Origin of the sequence: Microcoleus sp. FACHB-SPT15 (assembly GCF_014849525.1) — a bacterium.
GTDB classification, from domain to species: Bacteria; Cyanobacteriota; Cyanobacteriia; order Cyanobacteriales; family Coleofasciculaceae; genus Symplocastrum; species Symplocastrum torsivum.
Genome location: NZ_JACJNU010000072.1, coordinates 37,154 through 58,022, shown reverse-complemented (window position 1 = coordinate 58,022; position 20,869 = coordinate 37,154). Strand labels below are relative to the sequence as shown.

The window sequence follows — 20,869 nt, the reverse complement described above, 5'->3', positions numbered from 1 at the left end:
AGATGTTAGCCTAGAAATGGTTAAGTTTCTTGACAGAAAACCTGTGAGTGCAAGCAAGTTAGGCAGTTAGCCATGCTTACTCGATAGCTAGGGACGGTTTTCCTCTCCTACCCAACTCGGATAGCTCACATTTACGGTGCGCTCTGGCGTAAAGCCCCCGCACTTCAGTCGGGGGATATAAGCGAATAGCCAAATTTATTTGGCATTAATTGCTGTACAATAAGGATTACGTTCAATACTTTAACGTAACCATGTTGGTATTTGAGAGCAAGTTAGAAGAGACAAACGAGCAGTACGAGCGGCTAGATGAAGCCATTCGTACTGCCCGTTTCGTTCGTAATAGCTGTATCAAATACTGGATGGACAACAAGGGAACTGGACGATATGAGTTGAGTGCTTATTGTGCTGTTCTTGCTCATGAATTCCCTTGGGCAAACAAGCTCAACTCGATGGCTCGACAAGCCTCAGCTGAGAGAGCCTGGTCATCTATTGCTCGGTTCTACGACAACTGCAAGAAAGGGAAACCCGGAAAGAAGGGTTTCCCTCGCTTCAAAAAGCACGAGACACACGGTTCTGTTGAATACAAAACAACAGGCTGGAAACTTTCAGAAGACAGAAGAAGTATCAGCTTTAGCGATGGCTTCAAAGCTGGAAGCTTTAAGTTATGGGGAACTCGTGACTTGCATTTCTTTCAGTTAGAGCAGATTAAGCGAGTACGGGTAGTCCGTCGCGCTGATGGTTATTACGTCCAGTTCTGCATTGATACAAAACGAGTAGAGAAGCGGGAACCAACCGGAAAGACTGTCGGGTTAGATGTGGGACTCGCTCATTTCTACACGGATTCTGATGGGACTTCTGTTGAGAATCCACGCCATCTGAGAAAGTCTGAGAAAGCTCTTAAGCGACTCAACCGCAGACTTTCCAGAACTCAAAAAGGCTCTAAGAATAGAGCTAAGGCGAGAAATCGTCTAAGTAAAAAGCACCTCAAGGTAAGTAGGCAACGTAAAGACTTTGCTGTGAAATTAGCAAAGTGCGTAGTCCAGTCTAACGACTTGGTAGCTTATGAAGACTTGCAGGTGCGTAATATGGTTAAAAATAAAAAGCTGTCCAAGTCGATCTCGGATGCGGCTTGGACAGCTTTTAGAAACTGGGTAGAATACTTCGGTAAAGTATTAGGTGTTGTTACTGTTGCAGTACCTCCTCACTACACCAGTCAGAACTGTTCTAGTTGCGGAAAGGCGACAAAGAAGTCACTTAGTCAGAGAACTCATCGGTGCAATCACTGCGGCTTTGTCTTAGACCGTGACTGGAATGCAGCTCAAAACATACTTGAACTCGGACTGCGTACCGTGGGGCACACGGGAACCTCTAACGCCTCTGGAGACATCGACCTCTGCATTGGTGAGGAAACTCCTCAATGTAAGTCGAGTCGTAGAAAGAGGAAGCCCAAACAGTGATGTTTGGAATCCCCCTTTTTATAAAGGGGGGAGGATGTCAAAATCTGCGTTAAATTACTAGCTGAATTGCCCTATGTACAATCCTTCTTTGCGTGAAGAACCCCGTGAGCAACTTGCTGATGTTATTCCAGTGCAGCAAGAAACTTCACTTTTAGATTGGTTAGAAGCTAACAATCGCCTCTTAGCGCGTGAAGTCCAAGATGATCCTTTCCGTGAAGATGAACAGGAGATTTCTGAACTGATGGGTGTTGATGATAGCGCTTATGACGACGACGATCTGGATGATGATCTGGATGATGACTAGTTAGCTAGCTGCTGGAAGCCTATACAGTCGAGGTCAATTGTATAGGCACGGTTAGCAAAAACTATTTTGCTTGCCTAAAGTTCTAGTTCTCTGTAGAGACGCGAGGCGATCGCGTCTCTAATAGTTTTTAGTGAAAAACGACGGAACAATTTTTTTTTGGCGTAGGTCATACCTTACATGTAGGATGCTTTTGCATTCACATCTTGGAAAAATTAAGGGTGCGTTTTGACAATATAGAGGACAGACCCATGATGAACCTGATAAGACGGATAACCTTAGCTACACTCTTAGTCACAGTTGCCAGCAGCAGTCTAATCACAGTAGCAAATGCTCAAGGTGGGTATCAAAATCGCGATCGCAATGAGCGTCGCAATGATCAACGGGAGGAATTTCGCGAACGAGTTGAAGATCTTTTAGGTCGCATTGAAGACGGCACAGATAGACTTCGTCGTAGTGTTGATGATTCACTTGATGATAGTCGTATCAACAATACTAACCGGGAAGACGAGATCAATGAATTCTTTCGAGAGTTTGAAAAAGCTACGAAAGATCTGAAGAATCGCTATAGAAGTGAGCAGTCTGTTCAGACTGAAGTCCGGGAAGTACTCGACAGTGCGCGGAGCATAGACAATTTCATACAGCGCTACGACTTAGACGATGCCCAAGATGAGTGGGAAGCCATGGAAAGAGACTTAGAGCAATTACAGCGCATCGTTACTGCAGCTGAGCGCAGAAACTCAAACTCCATCAGGCGCTAATCTGATACCTCAATTTGACTGCTAAATTTGTTAGCTTGTTAGCGCGATCGCGTTCCCCCACTCTCTTACCGAAGAGAAATTGGGGGAATTTATTTTTTTAAGCCGAAAACACTCCCTGTTCCAGTAGACAAAAGCTCTCCTCAAGGGTGAAAATCCCAATAGCTGAACGCTGAGCGCTCAAGCTGTTAGCTAACAGGAGGCATTTTGGTGCTAGAGACAATTCTTGTAGCCCTTGACAGTTCAGATCTGTCACAACGGGTAATTCAAATCCTCGATCAACTTCAAATCAAGCCAGCTACCAAAATAATCCTTGCCCATGTCATTTCCGCGCCGGAACCTGATGTGGAAGTGGCAGTTGACCGACCTCAGGCTTCAGAGGAAGTGCTTTATCGACACATTGAAAAGCAGCTTCAAACCTACCAAGCTGACTTACCCTGCAAGAGTGAGCTAGAGATTGTTGTTGGTGACCCAGCCAGCGAAATTGTCCGTCTTGCTCATATTCACCATGCTGGCTTAATTGTAATTGGCACTCGTGGTCTCACAGGTCTTAAGCGCATCTTGGAAGGTTCTGTGAGTAGTCAGGTAGTTGCTGAGGCGCCATGCTCTGTGCTGGTAGTCAAGTCTGAATAATAACTCAAGTTGTGAGCAAGAGATTCTCAGTAGACCGAAAATTTTTGCGATCAATCAACTTTGCGATCGCACTCTACCACTCCAACTCAAGAACGCGATCACACCCAGCCAGCCCAACCCCTCAATTCAACTCACTTACCACTTTTACTAAATCCTCTGCCTGTTCAGGAGCTAGCCGTGCCTTCCAAGCGCAGGAAATGCAAGCGTCCCGATGCTTCTCCAGCAACAATTGTTAGTTTATCTGAGGCTATGGCGCAGCATTTGATTTCACTTTCTCCAGTGAAATTGGCAATGAATTGTCTTGCTGATACATCCCACACTTTGAGCGTTTCATCCCCTGAAGCCCAAACTTGAAGGTTTCCATCTTCAGTGGTAGCCATCAGAAGATGTAAAGTGTTACGGGTACTATGAAGAAAACAGTTAACTTCACCTGCTTCGAGGATAAAATATTTTTGCCTGTCATAATCTCCTATAACGTCTGCTGATTTGCTCTGACCTTTGAATGTAGCGTTATTCTCCCAAGTTCCCACTTCCCAGCTTTTGAGAATTCCATCTTTGGAAGCAGAAATTACTTCCTTTCCGTCAGGGGTGAAAGCAATTACTTCTACAGAGTTACTATGACCCTTGTTTGGATCGCATTCATTATTAAATGAGAACTGTTTTATACACTTTTCAAGGTTCCAGATCTTAAGAAGGTATTCATTGGAAGAAGGATCATTGCCTGATGCAGAAATTATTTGGCTTCCGTCAGGAGTAACCGCAACGGAAAGAACCCACGCAGTATGAGCTATGAAAGTAGCTTCATTCTCCCAAGTTCCTACTTTCCAAATTTTGAGAGTTCCATCACTTGAGCCTGAAATTATGTGCTTCCCATCAGGAGTGACAGCAACAGTAAGAACTTGGCTATGACCTTTTAAGGTACATTCCTTCTCCCAAGTTCCAACTTTCCAGACGGTGAGAGTTCCATCCTGTGAAGTAGAAATTACCCGCTCTCCATCATGAGTAGCTGCGATAGACCATACCATGTCACTATCACCGAGAGGCAATTCTTCTTTTCCAGTTTCTAGGTTCCAGACCCTAATAGTGTCATTATATGAACCAGAAATCACCCACTTTTTATTGTTGGAAAAGACGCTTGTTACTGCTTTTACCGAGGCGCGATGACCAACGAGTGTGTGCGGCAACTCCCTAGTTTTTAAGTTCCAAATTTTAAGAGTTTTATCATCTGAACCAGAAATTACCTGTAAGCCATTAGGACTGATGCTTACTGCTTTAACAGAGCGCTCGTGATCAGTGAGAGTGCATACGCACTCTCTGGTTTTCAAGTCCCATACTTTGAGAGTTCCATCCAGTGAACCAGAAATTACTTGTAAGCCATCAGGAGTGATGCATACTGCATTTACAGAGTCGTCATGAGCAGGGATGGTGTCTACTTTTCCTGTGTTCAGGTTCCAGATTTTGAGAGTTCCATCCAGTGAACCAGAGATTACTTGTTCTCCATCAGGGGTAACAGCGACAGACCATATCGAGCCGCTATGACCAGTTAAGGTGCGTATTAAGGGTTCATTAGGAGAAGTCAAGCTAGGAGTCAGGGGACGCAACCAAGGTGCAGCTTTCCACTGTTTTGCCTGCGACAGCAACCCCTGAATCACTGGCGCGTCAAAATGCATCAAATGTCCCAACAGTCGTCCTGGTAGTTGCGTCTTATCCTGCTCCAAAACGTGTGCAGACAACCTAATCGCACCTTGAATTAATTTCAGACAGTCTGCCTTACGCTGCAATCCCTCCTCAAAGGTTATGAGGTCAGGATTGAAAGCTAAGTCGTAATCTTCTATTAGTGGCTGTGACCCCAAGGCAGAAATCTTAGTATCTATAAACTCAAACTCAGTCAGTAAGTTATACAACTCCTCCCACCGCTTCGCCTCACTCAAATGTTCTGCATAATGCCGCAACGCATAACAACTCTGATGTTTCTGCCACTTGGCACAGTATTCAATCAAAGCATCCTTAGCATCCTTAGCATCGTCCTCCAACTTTTCGGCAAATGTCGTAGCTAGCAACGGGTGAGCAAAAGCATAGAGCTTAGTTTCGGTAATTCGCATCCAGCGCGTTACCTGCCAGCAGAGATGTAGTTGCCGTAATTGGCGATCGCCCATTCCCGTCAGCGCTTTAACATCCTCTTTTTCAAGTACCCCTTTCGCCACCGCCAGCAGAGCAAAAAACTGCCACCTCTCATCCGGCAAGTCCAGTTCGTCTAAGCGCCTTAACTGCTGCTCGACATACCGCTCAAACCCTTTAGGCGTCTGTTCTAATACTTCCCGCACATCCTGTCCCTGTTTTGCCGCATGACTCAATTCCTCAGCTAGGTAGCGCAGGTAAAGCGGAAATCCTTCAGTAGTCTCATCAAGTTGGGCAACAAAATCGGTATCCTCGGCAAATGCTGCCAACTCATCTGTGTTTCGTAACCATTGTGCGATCGCTCCACGAAGCAAACGGTTAAGACAAATTGACTCTGCACTGTCTGTCCAATCCCGCAAGTATTCTGGCTCCTCCCCTTCTTCAGCTCTTGCTGATGCAATGACAAACACGTTTTCAGGCAAGGGAGTGGGAAACGGTGGTGAGAAAGGACGTTCTGCTTCATCTAAGCCATCTAGAGCAATGACCAGAGGTTTGTCTTCTCGTGCGCCGCGTTCTCGTAAGATGCTATAAAGCGCCTCGCGTACCTGATTTTCATCGTTGGGCGGCTGTTGGTAGCTGAGTTCATAGTAAATATAAAGTTGCCGTAGCAGATTGCGATAAGCCCTAGCAACAGAGCGAGTGACATCATAGCGCTGGCTGAAAAAATGGTAGGCGATGAAACAGTTTTTGTCTCGCTGTGCCTTCACCCAGTTTGCTAGCAGCGCTGTTTTCCCAAAGCCAGCACCAGCCTTAACGAGCATTACATCCCTGGATTTCTCATGCAAAAACTTGTCTAATTTTTGACTCTCTTCCTCGCGCCCCACAAACAACTGAGTGTATTCATTGATAACTTGCTCAACCTTATCAACAACCTCCCACTCAGGCAGCCTTTTTCCTTCACCAAAGTTTGCCTCTAAGATGCTTTCAACTTTGTGTGCTTGATCAATTTGAAATTTATTAACCTCTCCTAGGATATTCCGATAATCCCAAATATCTTGTTTCGTATCAAAATTAAACTTGCTCTTGATTATCCTCTTAATCTCTGTATCCGAATAAGATTTTTGCTTTTTTGTTAAAATATAAATAATTAATCGATTATATTTTTCGTATAACTTATATTCAATAAACTTAGTCAATGTATGTTTGACTTTTTCAATACCCGGCGTTGCTGTAATTTGAAAAGCAACTTTTGCCGTTTCATCACCTAAATCAATACTGGGGAAGTTACTCCCTTCCGTAAAATTCAAATTTTTCAGGTTTTTATAGCCAGAAACTTCAGCAACGAGAGGGATTAATACATTTTCAGACACCTTATTAATATCTGTTTGTTGCATAGATGCGGCACCCTCAATCTCAGTCACAAAAAGTGACATCAAGTACCGGATTCTCTGTAGCGTTTGTTCAAGATTCATGCCCAATCTAACTGAAACGACTGATACATCTACTTTTAACTCACATTTGACTGATCCTAGTAGCCTGCTACCGCCTCATCCTCTTACTAACTGGAGGATTCACGGGCGGTGCGATCGCATTTCATTGCTACTACCTACGCTTAAGCTTATATGAGTCAATAACGAGTAGTTACTGGTTAGTAACCATTAATTCAAGCTTGAACAATCGGTAAGGTAAGCAAAGCATGAGGCACTACAAGTACGTCTAATTCCATCCCTAACTCAGCTTGTGCGATCGCCAATGCCTCATCCATTGTCGCTACTGGCAGCATCTTGCATTCCGCAACAAGCTCCGGATATTCACTACCGACAATAATGACTTTGTTCTGCTCCAACACCTTCGCCATCACAAAAGTGCGTTGTTGTCCTGGTGGATAACCATTCTTTCTCGCATCATCAAGAATGAATTGTAAATCCGGCGCATCCCTCAGCGCGGTTAGAAAGCGCTGTTCTCCCACCCCTTCACCTGCCCCTTCCTCACAACGAGCAGGAATAATCAGATAGCCCCCTCGTCGCACAACTGGAGTGGGAGCAAAAAAGAGATAACTCGCTGCACGGCTGGCTTGGTAGAGGTTGGCATCTTTGGGGAAGCCTGCGCCACCGATGACGACATCATACTGGTGTGGAATCGGAACCTGGTAAAGCGATCGCGCTTGTTCCACCAGTTGCCGATGAGTTTCAATCGGCTCACCTGCCATCACGTACACCACCCGCTTTTCATCATCCAGAACAACGTTGATGATGAAGCCCAATCCAGCCCGTAACCCTGCTTGTGCGATCGCTTCCTGAAAGGGATTGCCTTCAATTTTGCCCAATCGGGTGTTAGGGTCATCTATGAAGCGTGAACCATGACTATAAGCAATCAGTGGTTCTCCCGCCGCACCAACGGCTACCGTCTTGCAACCACCGGAATACCCAGCATACTGGTGTGGTTCAACAATTCCAGTAGCAATCAGCAGATCAGCTTCGTAAGCAACCTTGTGTACCGAAAGCGGAATATCATGGACAACTCCCAAATCCACCAAGGCGCTAAGGTTTTGTGGTTCGTTGTCTATCACACGATACCGCTCAACGATGCTCCGTCCCAGCTTAGCCACCTTTTCTTCCCGCGTACTAGGACGATGCAAACCGATACCACAAAGTAGCGTAATATCCTCGTCACGCACACCAGCTTGCTCCAACTCTTGCAAGATAGGCGGCACTAGAAGCCAGTCAGGACTAGCACGGGTAATGTCAGTAAATACAATACAAACGCGATCGCCCGGATGAGCAAGTTCGTGTACAGGTGGTGAACCAATTGGATTTGCAAGTGCCTCGGCAATCGCTCCATTTACGTCACTCAAAGGTTCTACCGATTTGGATGCCACTACTGTGCCGCGCATACCTTGCGGAAGGTCGAATTCAAGAAAAGTCTTGCCGTAAGGAACGCGGTACATAAACTTGTAGATAGAGACACCAAGCGCTTTAGCAGTTAGCTGTTAAATTACCATTTATAGCCGTTTTCGGTTGGATGCGGTACACTCTGACCTCTCTCCTACTTTTGAGTGAGGCTTTGATTCTTACTCCCCTTCCCTTGTAGGGAAGGGGTTGGGGGTTAGGTTATTCTGATCTACTTCACGCAACTGAGAAACGCTATAGCCGAATGATGGAGATGAGAGTTTTTGTTTTTGCTTCTTACTGTCGGCTAGTTGGAGGATTTCACGAGCCGCGCGATCGCACACTCCGACTTCTCCTAATAATTGGCGCATTTCCTGATAGCCTAGCAAGGTTTGCTGACGCTTTTCAGAATTTAAAAGGAGTTCTAAAGCTTCTTTAACAAGATTTTCTGGCGTTGCTTGCTCCTGTAGCAACTCTGGGACAATCGGGCGCATCACCACTAAGTTTGGTGGCGACATAAAGGGAATAGAAAACTTCAAGAGGCGACCAATTGAGTAAGTTAGACGACTGACTCGGTACAAAACCACCTGTGGCACATTCAACAGTGCCAATTCCAAATTCACCGTGCCAGATTTAGTTATTGCTAAATCAGCAGCAGCAAGCACTTCCTGAGTTTTCCCAGCGACGAGAGTAGCATTTAGACCATAATGCTGAATTGCTGCTTCAATTGCAGGTCGGTAAGCTTCCAGAGAAAGAGGAATCCAAAATAGTGGCGCTTGGTAATTGGTGCTTGCCGCAGAATTCTCCAATTCCCAATTCCCAATTCCCAATTCCCAATTCCCTCCTAACTTCGCCTGAAGTTGCTGCGCCGCTTCAAAGACTATGGGCATCATGTACTTGAGTTCTTGCCGCCTAGAAGCTGGGACAAGTGCGATCGCTATTTGTTCTGGTGCAATCCCCAATGCCGCACGCGCTTCCTCCCGCGTTGGGCTTGATTGCATTCTGTCCACCAAAGGATGACCAATCCAACTGACAGATGCGCCCTTTTTCTCAAAGTAGCGGGCTTCTTCTGGGAAAATTGCCAATATCTGGTCTGTCATCTCCACAAGCGTCATCGTGTTGCGGGGAACAATGGATGATGCCGACCAAACCCAATCCTGTGGGGCAATGTAATAAACCACTGGCACCTGTGGTAGCTGACGCCGAATAAAACTGCCGATGCTCAGATTCGGTCCCATGTAGTCAATCAGAAGTACCAAATCCGGTGGGTGTTGACGGAGGTACTGTTTAGCGCGACGTTGGATTTGGAGAGTGGGCAATACAAAAGGTAACGATTCGAGCAGCCCTACAGAACCAATGCTAGTCGTATCACCCAATAACGTTGCCCCAGCCTCAGCCATCCGAGAACCGCCTAGCGCGACAATCTTTAATTCCACCCCTAATGCCTCTGCCTGACGTTTGAGGGCATCAATTAGTAGCGCCCCTTGCAAATCACCAGAAACCTCTCCGGTGCTGATAAAGATTGTTTTAAGAGTCATTGGTTAATACTGAGGACTGGGGGAAAGAGACTTTCTTCTTGAGATTTGGTGTAGGGCAGTTCCTGGAGCCTCTTTACCGACAAGTTTATGTTGCCAACTAACAACTAACAACAAACAACTAACTCATTCCTCACGCTTATTACGACGAGCGAAAATTGAACCTCGGCGTCCTTCCATTTGAGACAGTTGTAAGAAGCGGCGTAAGTGCTGCAAGTGTTCGCTTTCTGGCAGTAAGTCTAGATGTTCTAGGGCTGCATTCAGCGTGTGTTTAGAACGATAGATCGTTCGGAAGGCTTTTTTGAATTGTCCCATTTCGGCTGTGGTGATTCCTGCCCGTTTGAGACCGACCAGATTGAGCGATCGCACCCATGCAGGATTTCCTTCAACGAGCATATAGGGGGGTACATCCTGAACAATGCGACTACACCCCCCAATCATTGAGAGACATCCAATGTGGACAAACTGATGAATCCCCACCATCCCGCCAATGACTGCCTTTGACTCAATCTGAACGTGACCTGCCATTGAAACCGCGTTGGCAATCACCACAGACTCTTCAATCACGCAATTATGAGCAACGTGGACGTAAGCCATCAGTAGATTGTTATTGCCAATCAGTGTTGCCTCACCTGCACCTGTCGCCCGGTTAATGGTGACATACTCGCGAATCCGGTTATCATCACCAATTTTGACCCAACTCATTTCCCCGTTGTACTTGAGATCTTGAGGTTCTAAGCCAATCGCTGCGCCAGGAAAAATTTGATTCCTGGCTCCAATTTCTGTTGGTCCCTCGATCACCACATGAGCGCCAATCGTTGTTTGGGGTCCAACCTTGACATTCTCCCCAATTACTGCATATGCCCCAATCTGAACTGTTGGGTGAAGTTCAGCGCCAGGGTGAATAACAGCAGTAGGATGAATCAGTGTTGCCATAGGAGTGCGTGAGTTTGGAATTTTGTAGGGGTTCCTGCCCCTGTGACCGAGAGACAATTTTGTAGGGGCGAGTAGCCCCTGTGCCCGCCCTGAGTAATTTAGGCTCAGCACTCAACACTGCATGACTCAATGCGCTTTTTAGTCTACAAGAGAAAACATGAGTTCACCTTCTGCAACTCTCTGTCCATCAACAACTGCACGAGCCTGCATCTTCCCAAAACGACGCCGCTTGAGGGCTATCAGTTCCGCTGTCATCACCAGTTGGTCACCGGGAACTACGGGACGACGGAAGCGAACTTTGTCAATTCCAGCAAAGACAAATAATCCTCCTTCTACTTCAGGTAACTGCCGTAGGACGATTCCGCCAACCTGAGCCATCGCTTCCACAATCAGCACTCCAGGCATCATCGGTCGTCCGGGAAAATGCCCTTGAAAATGCGGTTCATTGAAGGTGACGTTTTTGATTCCGACAGCTCGTTGCCCTGGAATATATTCGATAATTCGGTCAACTAGAGCGAAAGGATACCGATGGGGTAGGATTTTTTGAATGTCTTCAAAGGTAAAAATCGGTTGAGTCGATGGCGCTTGGTGATGATTCGGGACAGTTTCTGTAGATTCATCGTGGCTGTTAATGTCGGTCAGTATAGACATGAGTGTGCTTAGGTTGGAGGCTGGGGGATACTGCACAGAGGGTTTAGGCTTTTTAGTCCTTTGTTCATTGTCCGTTGCTACTAACAACTGCTCACTGACAAGTGACTCCAAAACCTAACCAATTTGTTGAGCCAGCTTTTTGGCAAGTTGGATGTGCAGAGTGTGGCTGGCTTTGTAGGCAAGGAAGTGAGCCACAGGAAAAGTTCCGAGTAAACTTAAATCCCCTACTAAATCTAAAAGTTTATGACGCACTGGCTCATTTGAAAATCTCAAAGGTGGATTAAGCCATCCAGAGTCGCCGCAAACCAACGCATTTTCTAAGCTTCCGCCTTTAATTAAACCGGCTTGTCTGAGTTGCTCAATTTGGTGAGCTAAGCCAAATGTCCTAGCAGGTGCGATCGCTTCTGCAAAACTCTCCTCTCCAGGTATCCAGCTATGCCATTGCTTACCAATTGCGGGTAAATCAAAGTCAATTCCGTAGGTAAATCGGGTTGTTGGTGCTGGGAATGCCGCCACAAAAGCATCCCCTTGATGCACCCAGAGCGGTTCTTGTAGGAGAAATCCAGAAGCGTCGCTTGGCTTTGAGCGAGCAACACCCACTTCGAGAATTGCCTCAACCCAATTTCGCGCTGAACCATCTAGGAGAGGAACTTCTGAGCCATCAATCTCAATCCGGGCATCATCAACGCCACTACCTGCGAGGGCAGCTAATAGATGTTCTACTGTCCGTACACGGGCATCTTCAGACGTTGGGGTGGCTATTGGTGTCCGGAGTTCTGTGGACAGTGTGGTCTCGTGAACAGCCTCCACCCGTGCAGGAATGATTGGTGTTCCAGGTAGATCAACCCGCACAAAATAGCGACCTTCCCCCGCTTTGGCAGGTAGCACCCGCACGTTGGTAAAGCTACCACTGTGCAGTCCTCTGCCTGAACGTTCAAACGCAGTTTTTAGGGTGTGAGGATTTGAAATCGCTGATTCATAAAGGCGTTGCTGACCTACGCTGGGTAAACGCTGGCTTTGGTGGTTAGTCATTAGTGATTAGTCACTTGGTATGGGACAAAGGACAAGGGAATCTCGCTACTTCCCAGTCCCCAAATCATGGACATAGGACATCAGGACAAAGGAATCTCCTCAGCCCCAATCCTGATCCCCAACTTCCTAAAAGCGTTCCCCAATCCCAAAGTGGATACGGCTATCACCCTCATCATTAAGACCATAGTCCACCCGAATTGGACCGAGGGGCGATTGCACTCGGACACCGACACCAAAGCCAAAGCCAGTACCTGGCTTATCCCGTACACCTGCTGGGTTACCGGGAACGTTGTCGCCTGTACCAAGGTCGCTGGCAAAGTCAACAAATAGAGCGCCACCGACCACTGAGATAATTGGGAAGCGATATTCGGCGGTTGCCTGGATAAAGCTACGCCCAGCTCCAACATCTCCCTCGTCGTAACCCCGCACTGAGCTAGAGCCACCCAGAGAGAAGGCTTCGTAGGGTGGTAAATCACCGAGAACTGTTCCAGCTTGAAGATTAAAGGCAAGCGCTTGAGGTCCTTCGGTAAAGTTGGTGAACTGTACCGGAATGTAGTAGCTGTAGCTTCCTCGTAAGCGTGTCAGGAGGATGCTGCCACCACCAATAGGGATGGATTGTTCAACACCTAACCGTAGTAGGGAACCGCTAGTGGGGCGTAGAGCATTGTTACGCTGATCGCGTACAGCACCCAACTGAACAGTAAATAGGTCGTCACTGCCATCCTCGCTGAAGCTCAACAGGTTGCCTAGTTCATCTTCTGGGCTGAGTTCACCATCACTATCCCGAATCGAAACACGTTGATACTGTAAGCCTAGCGATGCTGTCCATTCGGATGGGCTAAAGACATCTCTAGAGAGAGGACGAGTAAAGGTGACACCGCCACCTGTTCTGGTGACACGGGGGCGATCGCCATTGGGGAGTTCCACTTCCTCTTCACCACCATCAAAGATGAGTGAGATTGAACGCCGTCGGAAGGCATTGACGGTGTAGGACGTTCGGTAGGGGTCGCCAGCAATCCAAGGGTCAGTAAAGCGCACATCAAACAATAACTCCCGCACACCAGCTTGAAATTCTGCCCCTAGGGTTTGATTATTGCCCCCCAGATTTTGCTCTTGATAGCTGATGGTGCCAAATAGTCCACTCGCGGAACTGATACCCGCTCCAGCAGCGACAGAGCCAGTATTTCTCTCAATCACGTCTACAACGACAACAACCTGGCGCGGGTCAGTACCAGGAGCAAAGGAAAGCCTTACATCCTCAAAAATTCCCAGACCAAAGACTCGCCGCAAATCCCGTTCGGCGGTCTGCCGATTGAAGACATCACCGGGGTTTAACTGAACTTCTCGCGTGATGATAAAGTCACGGGTACGACCGTTAACGGGTTGACCTTCTTCATCTGTTGCCTCTCCCTCGTCATTGAGAAAACGGACGCGAATATCTTCAATGACTCCTTCAGCTACCACTAAGACGACTCTGCCATCCTCAGTCACTTGCTGAGCATCAATCACCTGAGCTAGGTCATAGCCGTTTTCTTTGTACCACTCGTTCAATTGCTGGATGCCGTTTTGAAGGTCACGCAGGTTCAGGATTTGACCATATTGTTCGCTGAAGATTTCATTGACGACTTCCTGAGGCAGAACGCGAGTGCCCACTCCCGCTGGCTCTGTATTCACCACAACCTCACGCAATACGGGGTTAGCCTGCACAGCGAAGGTAACGCGCACACCCAAGGGAGTATCTTCGGGTATTACGTCAACACTGGAAAATAAGCCCGTTGCGAAAACAGCGTTTACATCCGCTTGCAACTGAGTACGAGTTGTCGCTTGTCCAGGTCGTGTCGTAATCACTCGAAATACTTCATTTTCTAGTGCGCCTTCTGCACCAGTCACGACAACTTCCGCAACAAGTACCCGTGCTTCTGCTGCTGCGGGTGCTGTCTGTGTTGAGGGAGTTTCTGGTGTACTGGGTTGAGACGGTTGGTCGGGTGTAGCGTTTTCTTGGTTAGTGGGCGTTCCTGAAGGAATGTCAAATTCTATAGTGTTTGGTGTTTCTTGTTGTGGCGTTGATTGGTCGCCAGTTGTGGGAACTACAGGCTCCGGCTGCGTTTGTATCTGGGCAAGAAGGTCTAGTACGGATGCCGCCTGTGAGCGTTTCGCTGGCACAATTAAGTGAAGTTGTGCCTCACGGCTCGGTGACGGGGGTAGGGGAATCGTATTGACGGTTATTGAATTAGGAGTAGGAGGCGTAACCTGAGTGGGGTTGCTTTCAGGGGCATCTGACACGGATTGACTTGTTTGCCCACTAGTTGGCTTAGCGAGACTAATACTAGCAGTTGCGGCGATCATTGCCGCTAATAAGGGAGATAGGCGCATTTCTTTGAGATTCTTTGGCACTTCCACACACCACATTTGTTGCAAGTTAGCAATCAGCTTTTGATTCGTTGTCCATTGTCCATTGTCTGTTGCTCGTTTTAGCGATTTGCCCAACACTAATCGTTAATCATCAACCATTAGTTGCTGTATTCGTTGCTAAAACTCGCTCTAGCACTTGCTGATAGGCAGATTCCACATTTCCCAAATCCCGGCGAAAACGATCTTTGTCCATTACTCGTCGGTCAGGGTCTGTCTCAGCTTGGTTCCACAAGCGGCAAGTATCAGGGCTGATTTCGTCAGCGAGTAGCAATTGTTGAGTGGAGGTTACTCCAAACTCCAGCTTGAAGTCCACCAAGGTAATGCCGCATTGATCGAAGAAAGCCGTGAGAATCTTGTTAATCTGCAAGGCTTGCTCTGTTAGTTGGTCAAGCTGTTCAGGCGTTGCCAGTTCTAGAAGTAATAAGCGATCGCGTGTTAACAAGGGGTCTCCTAAAGCGTCGTTCTTGAAATAGAATTCTACCAGTGGTGTTGGAAGTACCTTACCTACTGGTAATCCTGTTTGTTGACACAGACTTCCGGCGGCAATGTTCCTGACGACGACTTCTACAAGCAAGATTCTTACACTCTTGACGAGCATTTCGTTTGGTGCGGGTCGGTCGATGAAGTGGGTGGGAATGCCTGCGGCTTCTAGTAATTTGAACAATTGAGTTGCGATCGCGCAGTTCATCTCGCCTTTGCCAACAATCTGACCTCGCTTTTGAGCATTGAAGGCAGTTGCATCGTCTTTAAAGTGGGTCAACAGCACCTCCGGGTCATCGGTCGTGTAGAGAATCTTCGCTTTGCCTTCGTAGAGTTTTTGATGGACAGACATAAACAATACTCTTTAGTTCTGTAGAGTAATTTGATGAGAAACCTCGCTGTACAGGATACAGCGTTCAATCGATAGATAATGAAATCTACTGGGTTGACATACTTACAATAAAAGCAGTTGCCACAAGTTCTCTTACCACATTGAGAATCTTTAGATAAGCTAGAGCCTATGTAGCAATGATACTAAGGGGCATTCTGTTGTACCAAAACGATGACAGCCGGGTAACGGGAAAGGCAAAAGAGCCGAGGAACGATTAATTCTACTTCCTCCTGAGGTCAGTAGGATCTTTGAATACAGTTTTTTATTAAATAGAAAGATATTTGGGAATTAGTTCTTTCGCTCTTGAGCTATTTCCCAAATAAATATCCGTAAAAGTACTGTTGATTGAGTCGCTTTTTAAGGGAAAGATATAACTAGCAAGGCAGTACACTTTTACCTCATCTTCCTCTACTCAGACTATCTGATAATAGTGAGACTCTTTCGCTTTGATAAGAACCTAATGTTGCTGATATTCAAGATAGTCAGTAGTTAGTTTATTTTTTAGTCAGGATGCAAATTTTAAAAGGAGATAGCTATGGTCGATCAATCTAATTTTCTATACCCTCGCAGTCGCTATCATGGTCAGGTCAAGCCAGAAAATCTAGTGTTTAACGCTAATCTACAAGAGTTTGCACAACGGGTTAGCTACATTTGTAATCTAGAAACGGCTGGCAAGCTTTCTCCAGAAGAGTCCTACGAGCAAATTAAAAACCTTTGGAAACAACTAAAACGTTCCAAAAAGGAACTTGCAATTGGTGAAAATCCTTTCCAAACGGAAAAAGATGGGGAAGAAGGAAAGGGATGAGATGTGTTTAGCATTAACTGTTGAGTGTTGATTGTGCCCGATCAACACTCAACAGTGAACAACAAGTTCTTACTTCATTGTCATTGTGTGAACTCCATCCCAGTAATCTGGAGGTGGATTTTCTAGAAAGTTTTTGGAACGTTCTAAGTGAGCCATTACAGCGCGATCGCTTGGTCTAAGCTGATAAGCTTGCTCAAAATAAGTCAATGCCTCAGAGAAATCTCTGTTGATGTAAGCCTGACGCCCCGCATGGTAGAAGTCCAAAAACTGTTTTGTTGAATCGTTGAGCGGGATGTCAGACTCACCAATCAACTCGTAAATATTGACAGCTTGGTTTTTGCCTTTGACCTGAATGCGATCTAACTCGCGTACCCAAATGCGATCGCGACAAAGGTTATAAGTATACTCGCTCAATATAATGTCGCAGCCGTACTCTTTAGTAACGCTTTCCAGTCGGGAACTCAGGTTAACCCCATCTCCAATTACGGTATAGTCCATTCGCTTTTGCGAACCGATATTACCGGAAACCACCTCCCCCGAACTAATCCCAATGCCAATCCGGATTAAGGGTTGATTCGTCAGGATACGCGGTTGGTTAAACGCGGCTAAGCGCCAGCGCATATCCAGTGCTGATTTAACAGCCATCAAGGCATGATTTTCTGTTAGTGGCAGTGGCGCACCAAACACCGCCATCAAGGCATCCCCAATAAACTTATCAAGAGTGCCTTCGTGGTTGAAGACTGCCTCCACCATCGTTTCAAAGTATTTGTTCAGTAGCGACACCACCTCTGAGGCTCCCAGATTCTCTGTAAGTGTCGTATAGCCCCGGATGTCAGAAAATAGAATCGTTACATCCTTACGCTCACCCACCATTAGAGCATCTTCACCCAACGCCATAACCTGCTCAGCAACACCTGGAGTCATGTAGCGATACATGGTGGTCTTCATCCGCTTTTCACGGCTAATATCTTCCAAGACCACTAAACCACCTCGCACAGTCCCCTCAGGGTTGGTTAGAGGATTAACAGTGAGGTTAATACTGCGTTCGATATCCTGAACTTCCTCATGGCTTATATAGGTTGAGGATTGGGAATCCCAAGGGGTTTCGTTCCAGGGAATATAAACCTCTGGGTTATCACTCTTCGGGATTGCCAGAATATAGAAACAATTCTCATCGGTTGAGTTGGAGTTAGGCGATTGGCTTGGCTCGGAGATTGGGCTTTCTTCAGGTAAGAATGGGGTAGATGGTGTTAGTGTCAGCGTACCGTTCCCATTAACAATATTAGAATTGTCAGCCGTTCTAGAGGTGTTTGCGGTAGCTAGCCTAGATGCTCCATTGAGGTTTGGTAAATGAGCATCGTTGTTACTGGGGAATTGGTCTGGATTCTCTTTTTTCTCCTCAGAACGTTCCCGGTTTCCTATATTATTGGGACGTTTAAATAACCCAACGGTAAGGTTTTGCTCTGGGACGTAATGCTTAGCACCTGTTGCGAGGCTATTTTGTAAACGCCCTTGGAGATTTTCAATTGGCACTACTTCCCAAACGTAGCGACCTGTAAGTTTGTAGTCCCACAACTGGCGATTTTTACTATCATTTTGCTGAAGCGGACAACCGAGCAGTGACAGTGCAGCGTCATTGATCGTGACAATCCTACCCTGCATGTCGGTTGAAATTACGGCATCTGAGAGGCTTTGTAGGATATCCTTCTGATATTGCTTTTCAATGAGGACATTTTCAAAGAGCCTAGCATTTTCCAGAGCAATCCCTGCCTGTATATTGAACGCCCGCATAAACTCTTCATCGGACGTAGTGAAGCTGCCTTGGTGCTTGTTGATTAGCTGTGTCACACCAATTAAATCCTTGCTGGTGTTGAACACAGGCATACAAAGAATGTTGCGAGTTACATAACCTGTGCGCTTATCGGTACTAGGATCGAAGCGTGGGTCTTTGTAGGCATCGGGAATATTGAGTGGCTGACCTGTTGAAGCAACATAACCCGCTATTCCTCGATTGGATGGAATGCGGATTTCCATAAGAGTTTTCCCGTCTGCTGTTGCTACCTTGCTCCACAGTTCGCCTGTCTCTTTACTGAGCATAAACAAGGTACTGCGATCGGCTTGCATCAAATCACGAGCCTGATCCATCACTAGACGGAGGGTTGCTTCTAAATCCAAGCTTTGACCCAGAGAGGCTGTCGCCTTGAGCAGTGCTGCTGCTCCTCGTTGGTTTCGAGCCGCCATGTAGAAGGATTGGCAGGTTTCTAGGATAATGCCAATCGAGGCAGCAAAGTCACGAAATCGCTGTTCGTCTTCGCTATCAAACGGCACCCCATTGGCTTTATTCAACAACTGCACGACAGCAACGACCTGGTTACTACTGCTCAAAATCGGCATACACAGGAGCGATCGCGTATGATAACCAGGGCGTTCGTCTACGTCTTTATTAAATAGAGGGTGGTTGTAGGCATCTGGGATATTAAGATACTCTCCAGTTGTAGCTACATGACCAGCAAGACCAACATTTAAGGGAATTCGGAGTTCAATCGATTTGCTGGTTTCCGTTTGAGGGATTTTTGCCCAGAGTTGCCCTTTGTCGGCATCTACCAGGAAAATCGTTGTGCGATCGGCTTGCAAGATTTGACCAATTTTCAGGGTGAAGGCATCCATCACCTGCTCTAGCATGGTTTCTAGAGCTTCGTTGTTGATCATATCGATCGCCCGCAGAAATTGCTGAAATTCAGCGGTGATGAAATCCAACAAGCAGATAAATTCGGGAACGGATAGGTCTTTGACTCGGTGAGTCAAGGCACTTGTCCGGTTAAGCTGGGTTAATTGAGTGAGTGTAGCCAGAACGCTACCTGTGTTGGAAAGTGTCATAGTGATGACTGTTCAACAGCTATCGTGTGATCCGGCCTGTAGAAGCTTGTGAAAGCGTGCCCTTGGAAAGTAGCTAACTATTATGTTGAGGAAGTTCCCGAAACCTTGGAGTGAGAACTCCTCAGCTTATTTCGATGCGTACCTTGTCTAAAAACAGAGTTGGTGATTGGCGACTGGTGCCAATTAGCGCTTTCGTCCCTTCTTGTGAACCAATGCCGAGTATTGAAAAACTATAGATAGCACACCAACGGGTGAAAGGTGATGCGAGGCATAAAAAAGCTCGCTGATAAAAAACTAGAGAACGCTAAAGCAATCAAAATTGGTTCAGATACTAAAAATAGTCCTACCTATGAATGTATCCACTCATTCTGAGTAAAACAAGGGTGAATTCCCTCTAGTCCGGTAGGACTTGTCACTTCCAGGTTATTTTTGTGCCGCTTTTTGAGAATTAAGCTGCCGATGACATTGACGGAGATAGGGCGACTGATCTGTAGTAATTTTGCAATTGACGTGTTGCTGCTGCCCAGCCCCAGCGTTCGGCTTCCATCCTCGCGTTTTGACGTAGGGTTTCTCGTTCTTCTTGGTTGTCTAGGAGGCGCTGAGTTGCCTTAATTGCTCCTTCCTCATCGGCTGGGTCAAATAGGTAGCCATTGACACCATCGGTCACAATATCAGGAATACCTCCAGAACGGGCAGCAACCACAGGACAACCTGCTGCCATCGCTTCGAGCAACACTAATCCTAGCGTTTCTGTACGAGAGGGGAAGATAAAGGCATCAGCAGAGGCAAAAGCCGAGCCGAGTTCTTTACCCGTGAGGTAGCCAACGAAATGGGTTGGTGTTCCAGCAAAGTGTTTTTCTAGAGCGTTGCGGTTTGGCCCATCACCAACTAGGGCAAGACGAGCACCGGGGATCGCATCGAGTACCAACTTGATGCGATCGATCTCTTTTTCTGCTCCCAGCCGCCCAACGTAGAGGAGGAGTGGGCTTTCGGGATGTCCTTGGGAGAGGTGCGATCGCATTTCAAGAGAGGCAAGTTCTGGATAGAACGTCTCAATATCTACCCCCCGTTGCCACAAGTCCAACCGTTCAATCCCATGCTCTCTCAATTGCTGCACCATCGCCGTCGAGGTACACAAGTTTAGCTGCGCTTGATTGTGACTTACCTTAATCAACTCCCACATCACCCCTTCCAGCATCCCTAGTCCGTAGTGATGGAGGTACTGGGGAAGATGGGTATGGTAAGACGCGACTAAGGGAAGTTGCATCATCTTGGCATAATACAACCCGCCCAGCCCCAAAACAGCCGGATTGACCACATGAATCAAGTCGGGCTGAAACTTTTCTAGAGCAACACCAATCGAGGGGCGTGGTAGGGCTAGCTTGAGTTCCGGATATAGAGGTAAAGGGAAGCCAGAAACTCCGTAAATCTTCGCTCCCTTGTATTCTGTCAGTCCGCCATCTGGCGAAACAACCAATACTTGATCCCCATTACGCTGCAAATGTTCGACGGTGTGACGGAGGCGTGTAACAATCCCATCAACTTTGGGCAAAAAAGTTTCGGTAAATAGAGCAATTCGCATAGTTTAGTGGTGC

General features: G+C 46.8%; 15 protein-coding genes. 5 read left to right on the top strand and 10 right to left on the bottom strand.

Going from position 1 to position 20,869, the window contains the following annotated elements; genetic code table 11:
* The first annotated feature begins 251 nt into the window (after window positions 1–251).
* The 4 genes from H6F98_RS32305 to H6F98_RS32290 all read left to right on the top strand — a co-directional run bounded on the left by H6F98_RS32305 (window position 252) and on the right by H6F98_RS32290 (window position 3,149).
* On the top strand, window positions 252–1,457 hold the full coding sequence (locus tag H6F98_RS32305; protein ID WP_192222839.1) for an RNA-guided endonuclease TnpB family protein: 1,206 nt from the start codon (window positions 252–254) through the stop codon (window positions 1,455–1,457).
* A gap of 73 nt (window positions 1,458–1,530) precedes the next feature.
* Window positions 1,531–1,761, top strand: coding sequence for a DUF3134 domain-containing protein (locus H6F98_RS32300; RefSeq protein WP_192222838.1), 231 nt, complete (start codon window positions 1,531–1,533; stop codon window positions 1,759–1,761).
* A 248-nt stretch (window positions 1,762–2,009) separates the two neighbouring features.
* Entirely contained in the window at window positions 2,010–2,519 is a 510-nt protein-coding gene (locus H6F98_RS32295; protein ID WP_192222837.1) for a hypothetical protein, read from the top strand.
* 207 nt (window positions 2,520–2,726) lie between these two features.
* Window positions 2,727–3,149 (top strand): universal stress protein, encoded by a 423-nt coding sequence (locus tag H6F98_RS32290; protein ID WP_192222836.1) that lies wholly within the window; start codon window positions 2,727–2,729, stop codon window positions 3,147–3,149.
* Window positions 3,150–3,313: 164 nt separating this feature from the next.
* Here H6F98_RS32290 and H6F98_RS32285 read toward each other — a convergent pair whose 3' ends face one another.
* From H6F98_RS32285 to purC, 8 genes are all read right to left on the bottom strand, one after another.
* Window positions 3,314–6,739, bottom strand: a complete 3,426-nt coding sequence (locus tag H6F98_RS32285; RefSeq protein ID WP_277927640.1) for an SMEK domain-containing protein — start codon at window positions 6,737–6,739, stop codon at window positions 3,314–3,316.
* Window positions 6,740–6,930: 191 nt separating this feature from the next.
* On the bottom strand, window positions 6,931–8,214 hold the full coding sequence (gene larA / locus H6F98_RS32280; protein WP_192222834.1) for a nickel-dependent lactate racemase: 1,284 nt from the start codon (window positions 8,212–8,214) through the stop codon (window positions 6,931–6,933).
* A gap of 123 nt (window positions 8,215–8,337) precedes the next feature.
* Window positions 8,338–9,693, bottom strand: coding sequence for a lipid-A-disaccharide synthase (lpxB, locus tag H6F98_RS32275; protein ID WP_192222833.1), 1,356 nt, complete (start codon window positions 9,691–9,693; stop codon window positions 8,338–8,340).
* Between the two features lie 123 nt (window positions 9,694–9,816).
* Complete coding sequence (gene lpxA / locus H6F98_RS32270) at window positions 9,817–10,626, bottom strand: acyl-ACP--UDP-N-acetylglucosamine O-acyltransferase (protein ID WP_192222832.1); 810 nt, start codon at window positions 10,624–10,626, stop codon at window positions 9,817–9,819.
* Window positions 10,627–10,764: 138 nt separating this feature from the next.
* On the bottom strand, window positions 10,765–11,277 hold the full coding sequence (fabZ, locus tag H6F98_RS32265; protein ID WP_192222831.1) for a 3-hydroxyacyl-ACP dehydratase FabZ: 513 nt from the start codon (window positions 11,275–11,277) through the stop codon (window positions 10,765–10,767).
* 114 nt (window positions 11,278–11,391) lie between these two features.
* The gene (gene lpxC, locus H6F98_RS32260; RefSeq protein ID WP_192222830.1) at window positions 11,392–12,309 is read right to left on the bottom strand and encodes a UDP-3-O-acyl-N-acetylglucosamine deacetylase; all 918 of its coding nucleotides are present in this window, start codon (window positions 12,307–12,309) and stop codon (window positions 11,392–11,394) included.
* A 126-nt stretch (window positions 12,310–12,435) separates the two neighbouring features.
* Window positions 12,436–14,682, bottom strand: a complete 2,247-nt coding sequence (locus H6F98_RS32255) for a BamA/TamA family outer membrane protein (RefSeq protein WP_192222876.1) — start codon at window positions 14,680–14,682, stop codon at window positions 12,436–12,438.
* 130 nt (window positions 14,683–14,812) lie between these two features.
* Window positions 14,813–15,553, bottom strand: coding sequence for a phosphoribosylaminoimidazolesuccinocarboxamide synthase (gene purC / locus H6F98_RS32250; protein ID WP_192222829.1), 741 nt, complete (start codon window positions 15,551–15,553; stop codon window positions 14,813–14,815).
* Window positions 15,554–16,127: 574 nt separating this feature from the next.
* Between purC and H6F98_RS32245 the strand changes: the two genes are divergently transcribed.
* Window positions 16,128–16,397, top strand: a complete 270-nt coding sequence (locus H6F98_RS32245; RefSeq protein ID WP_192222828.1) for a hypothetical protein — start codon at window positions 16,128–16,130, stop codon at window positions 16,395–16,397.
* Between the two features lie 69 nt (window positions 16,398–16,466).
* Here the strand turns inward: H6F98_RS32245 and H6F98_RS33850 are convergent, their stop codons facing one another.
* Window positions 16,467–19,274: a GAF domain-containing protein gene (locus H6F98_RS33850; RefSeq protein WP_192222827.1), complete on the bottom strand. Its 2,808-nt coding sequence runs from the start codon at window positions 19,272–19,274 to the stop codon at window positions 16,467–16,469.
* Between the two features lie 448 nt (window positions 19,275–19,722).
* Window positions 19,723–20,856, bottom strand: coding sequence for a glycosyltransferase (locus tag H6F98_RS32235; protein WP_192222826.1), 1,134 nt, complete (start codon window positions 20,854–20,856; stop codon window positions 19,723–19,725).
* Window positions 20,857–20,869: the final 13 nt, after the last annotated feature.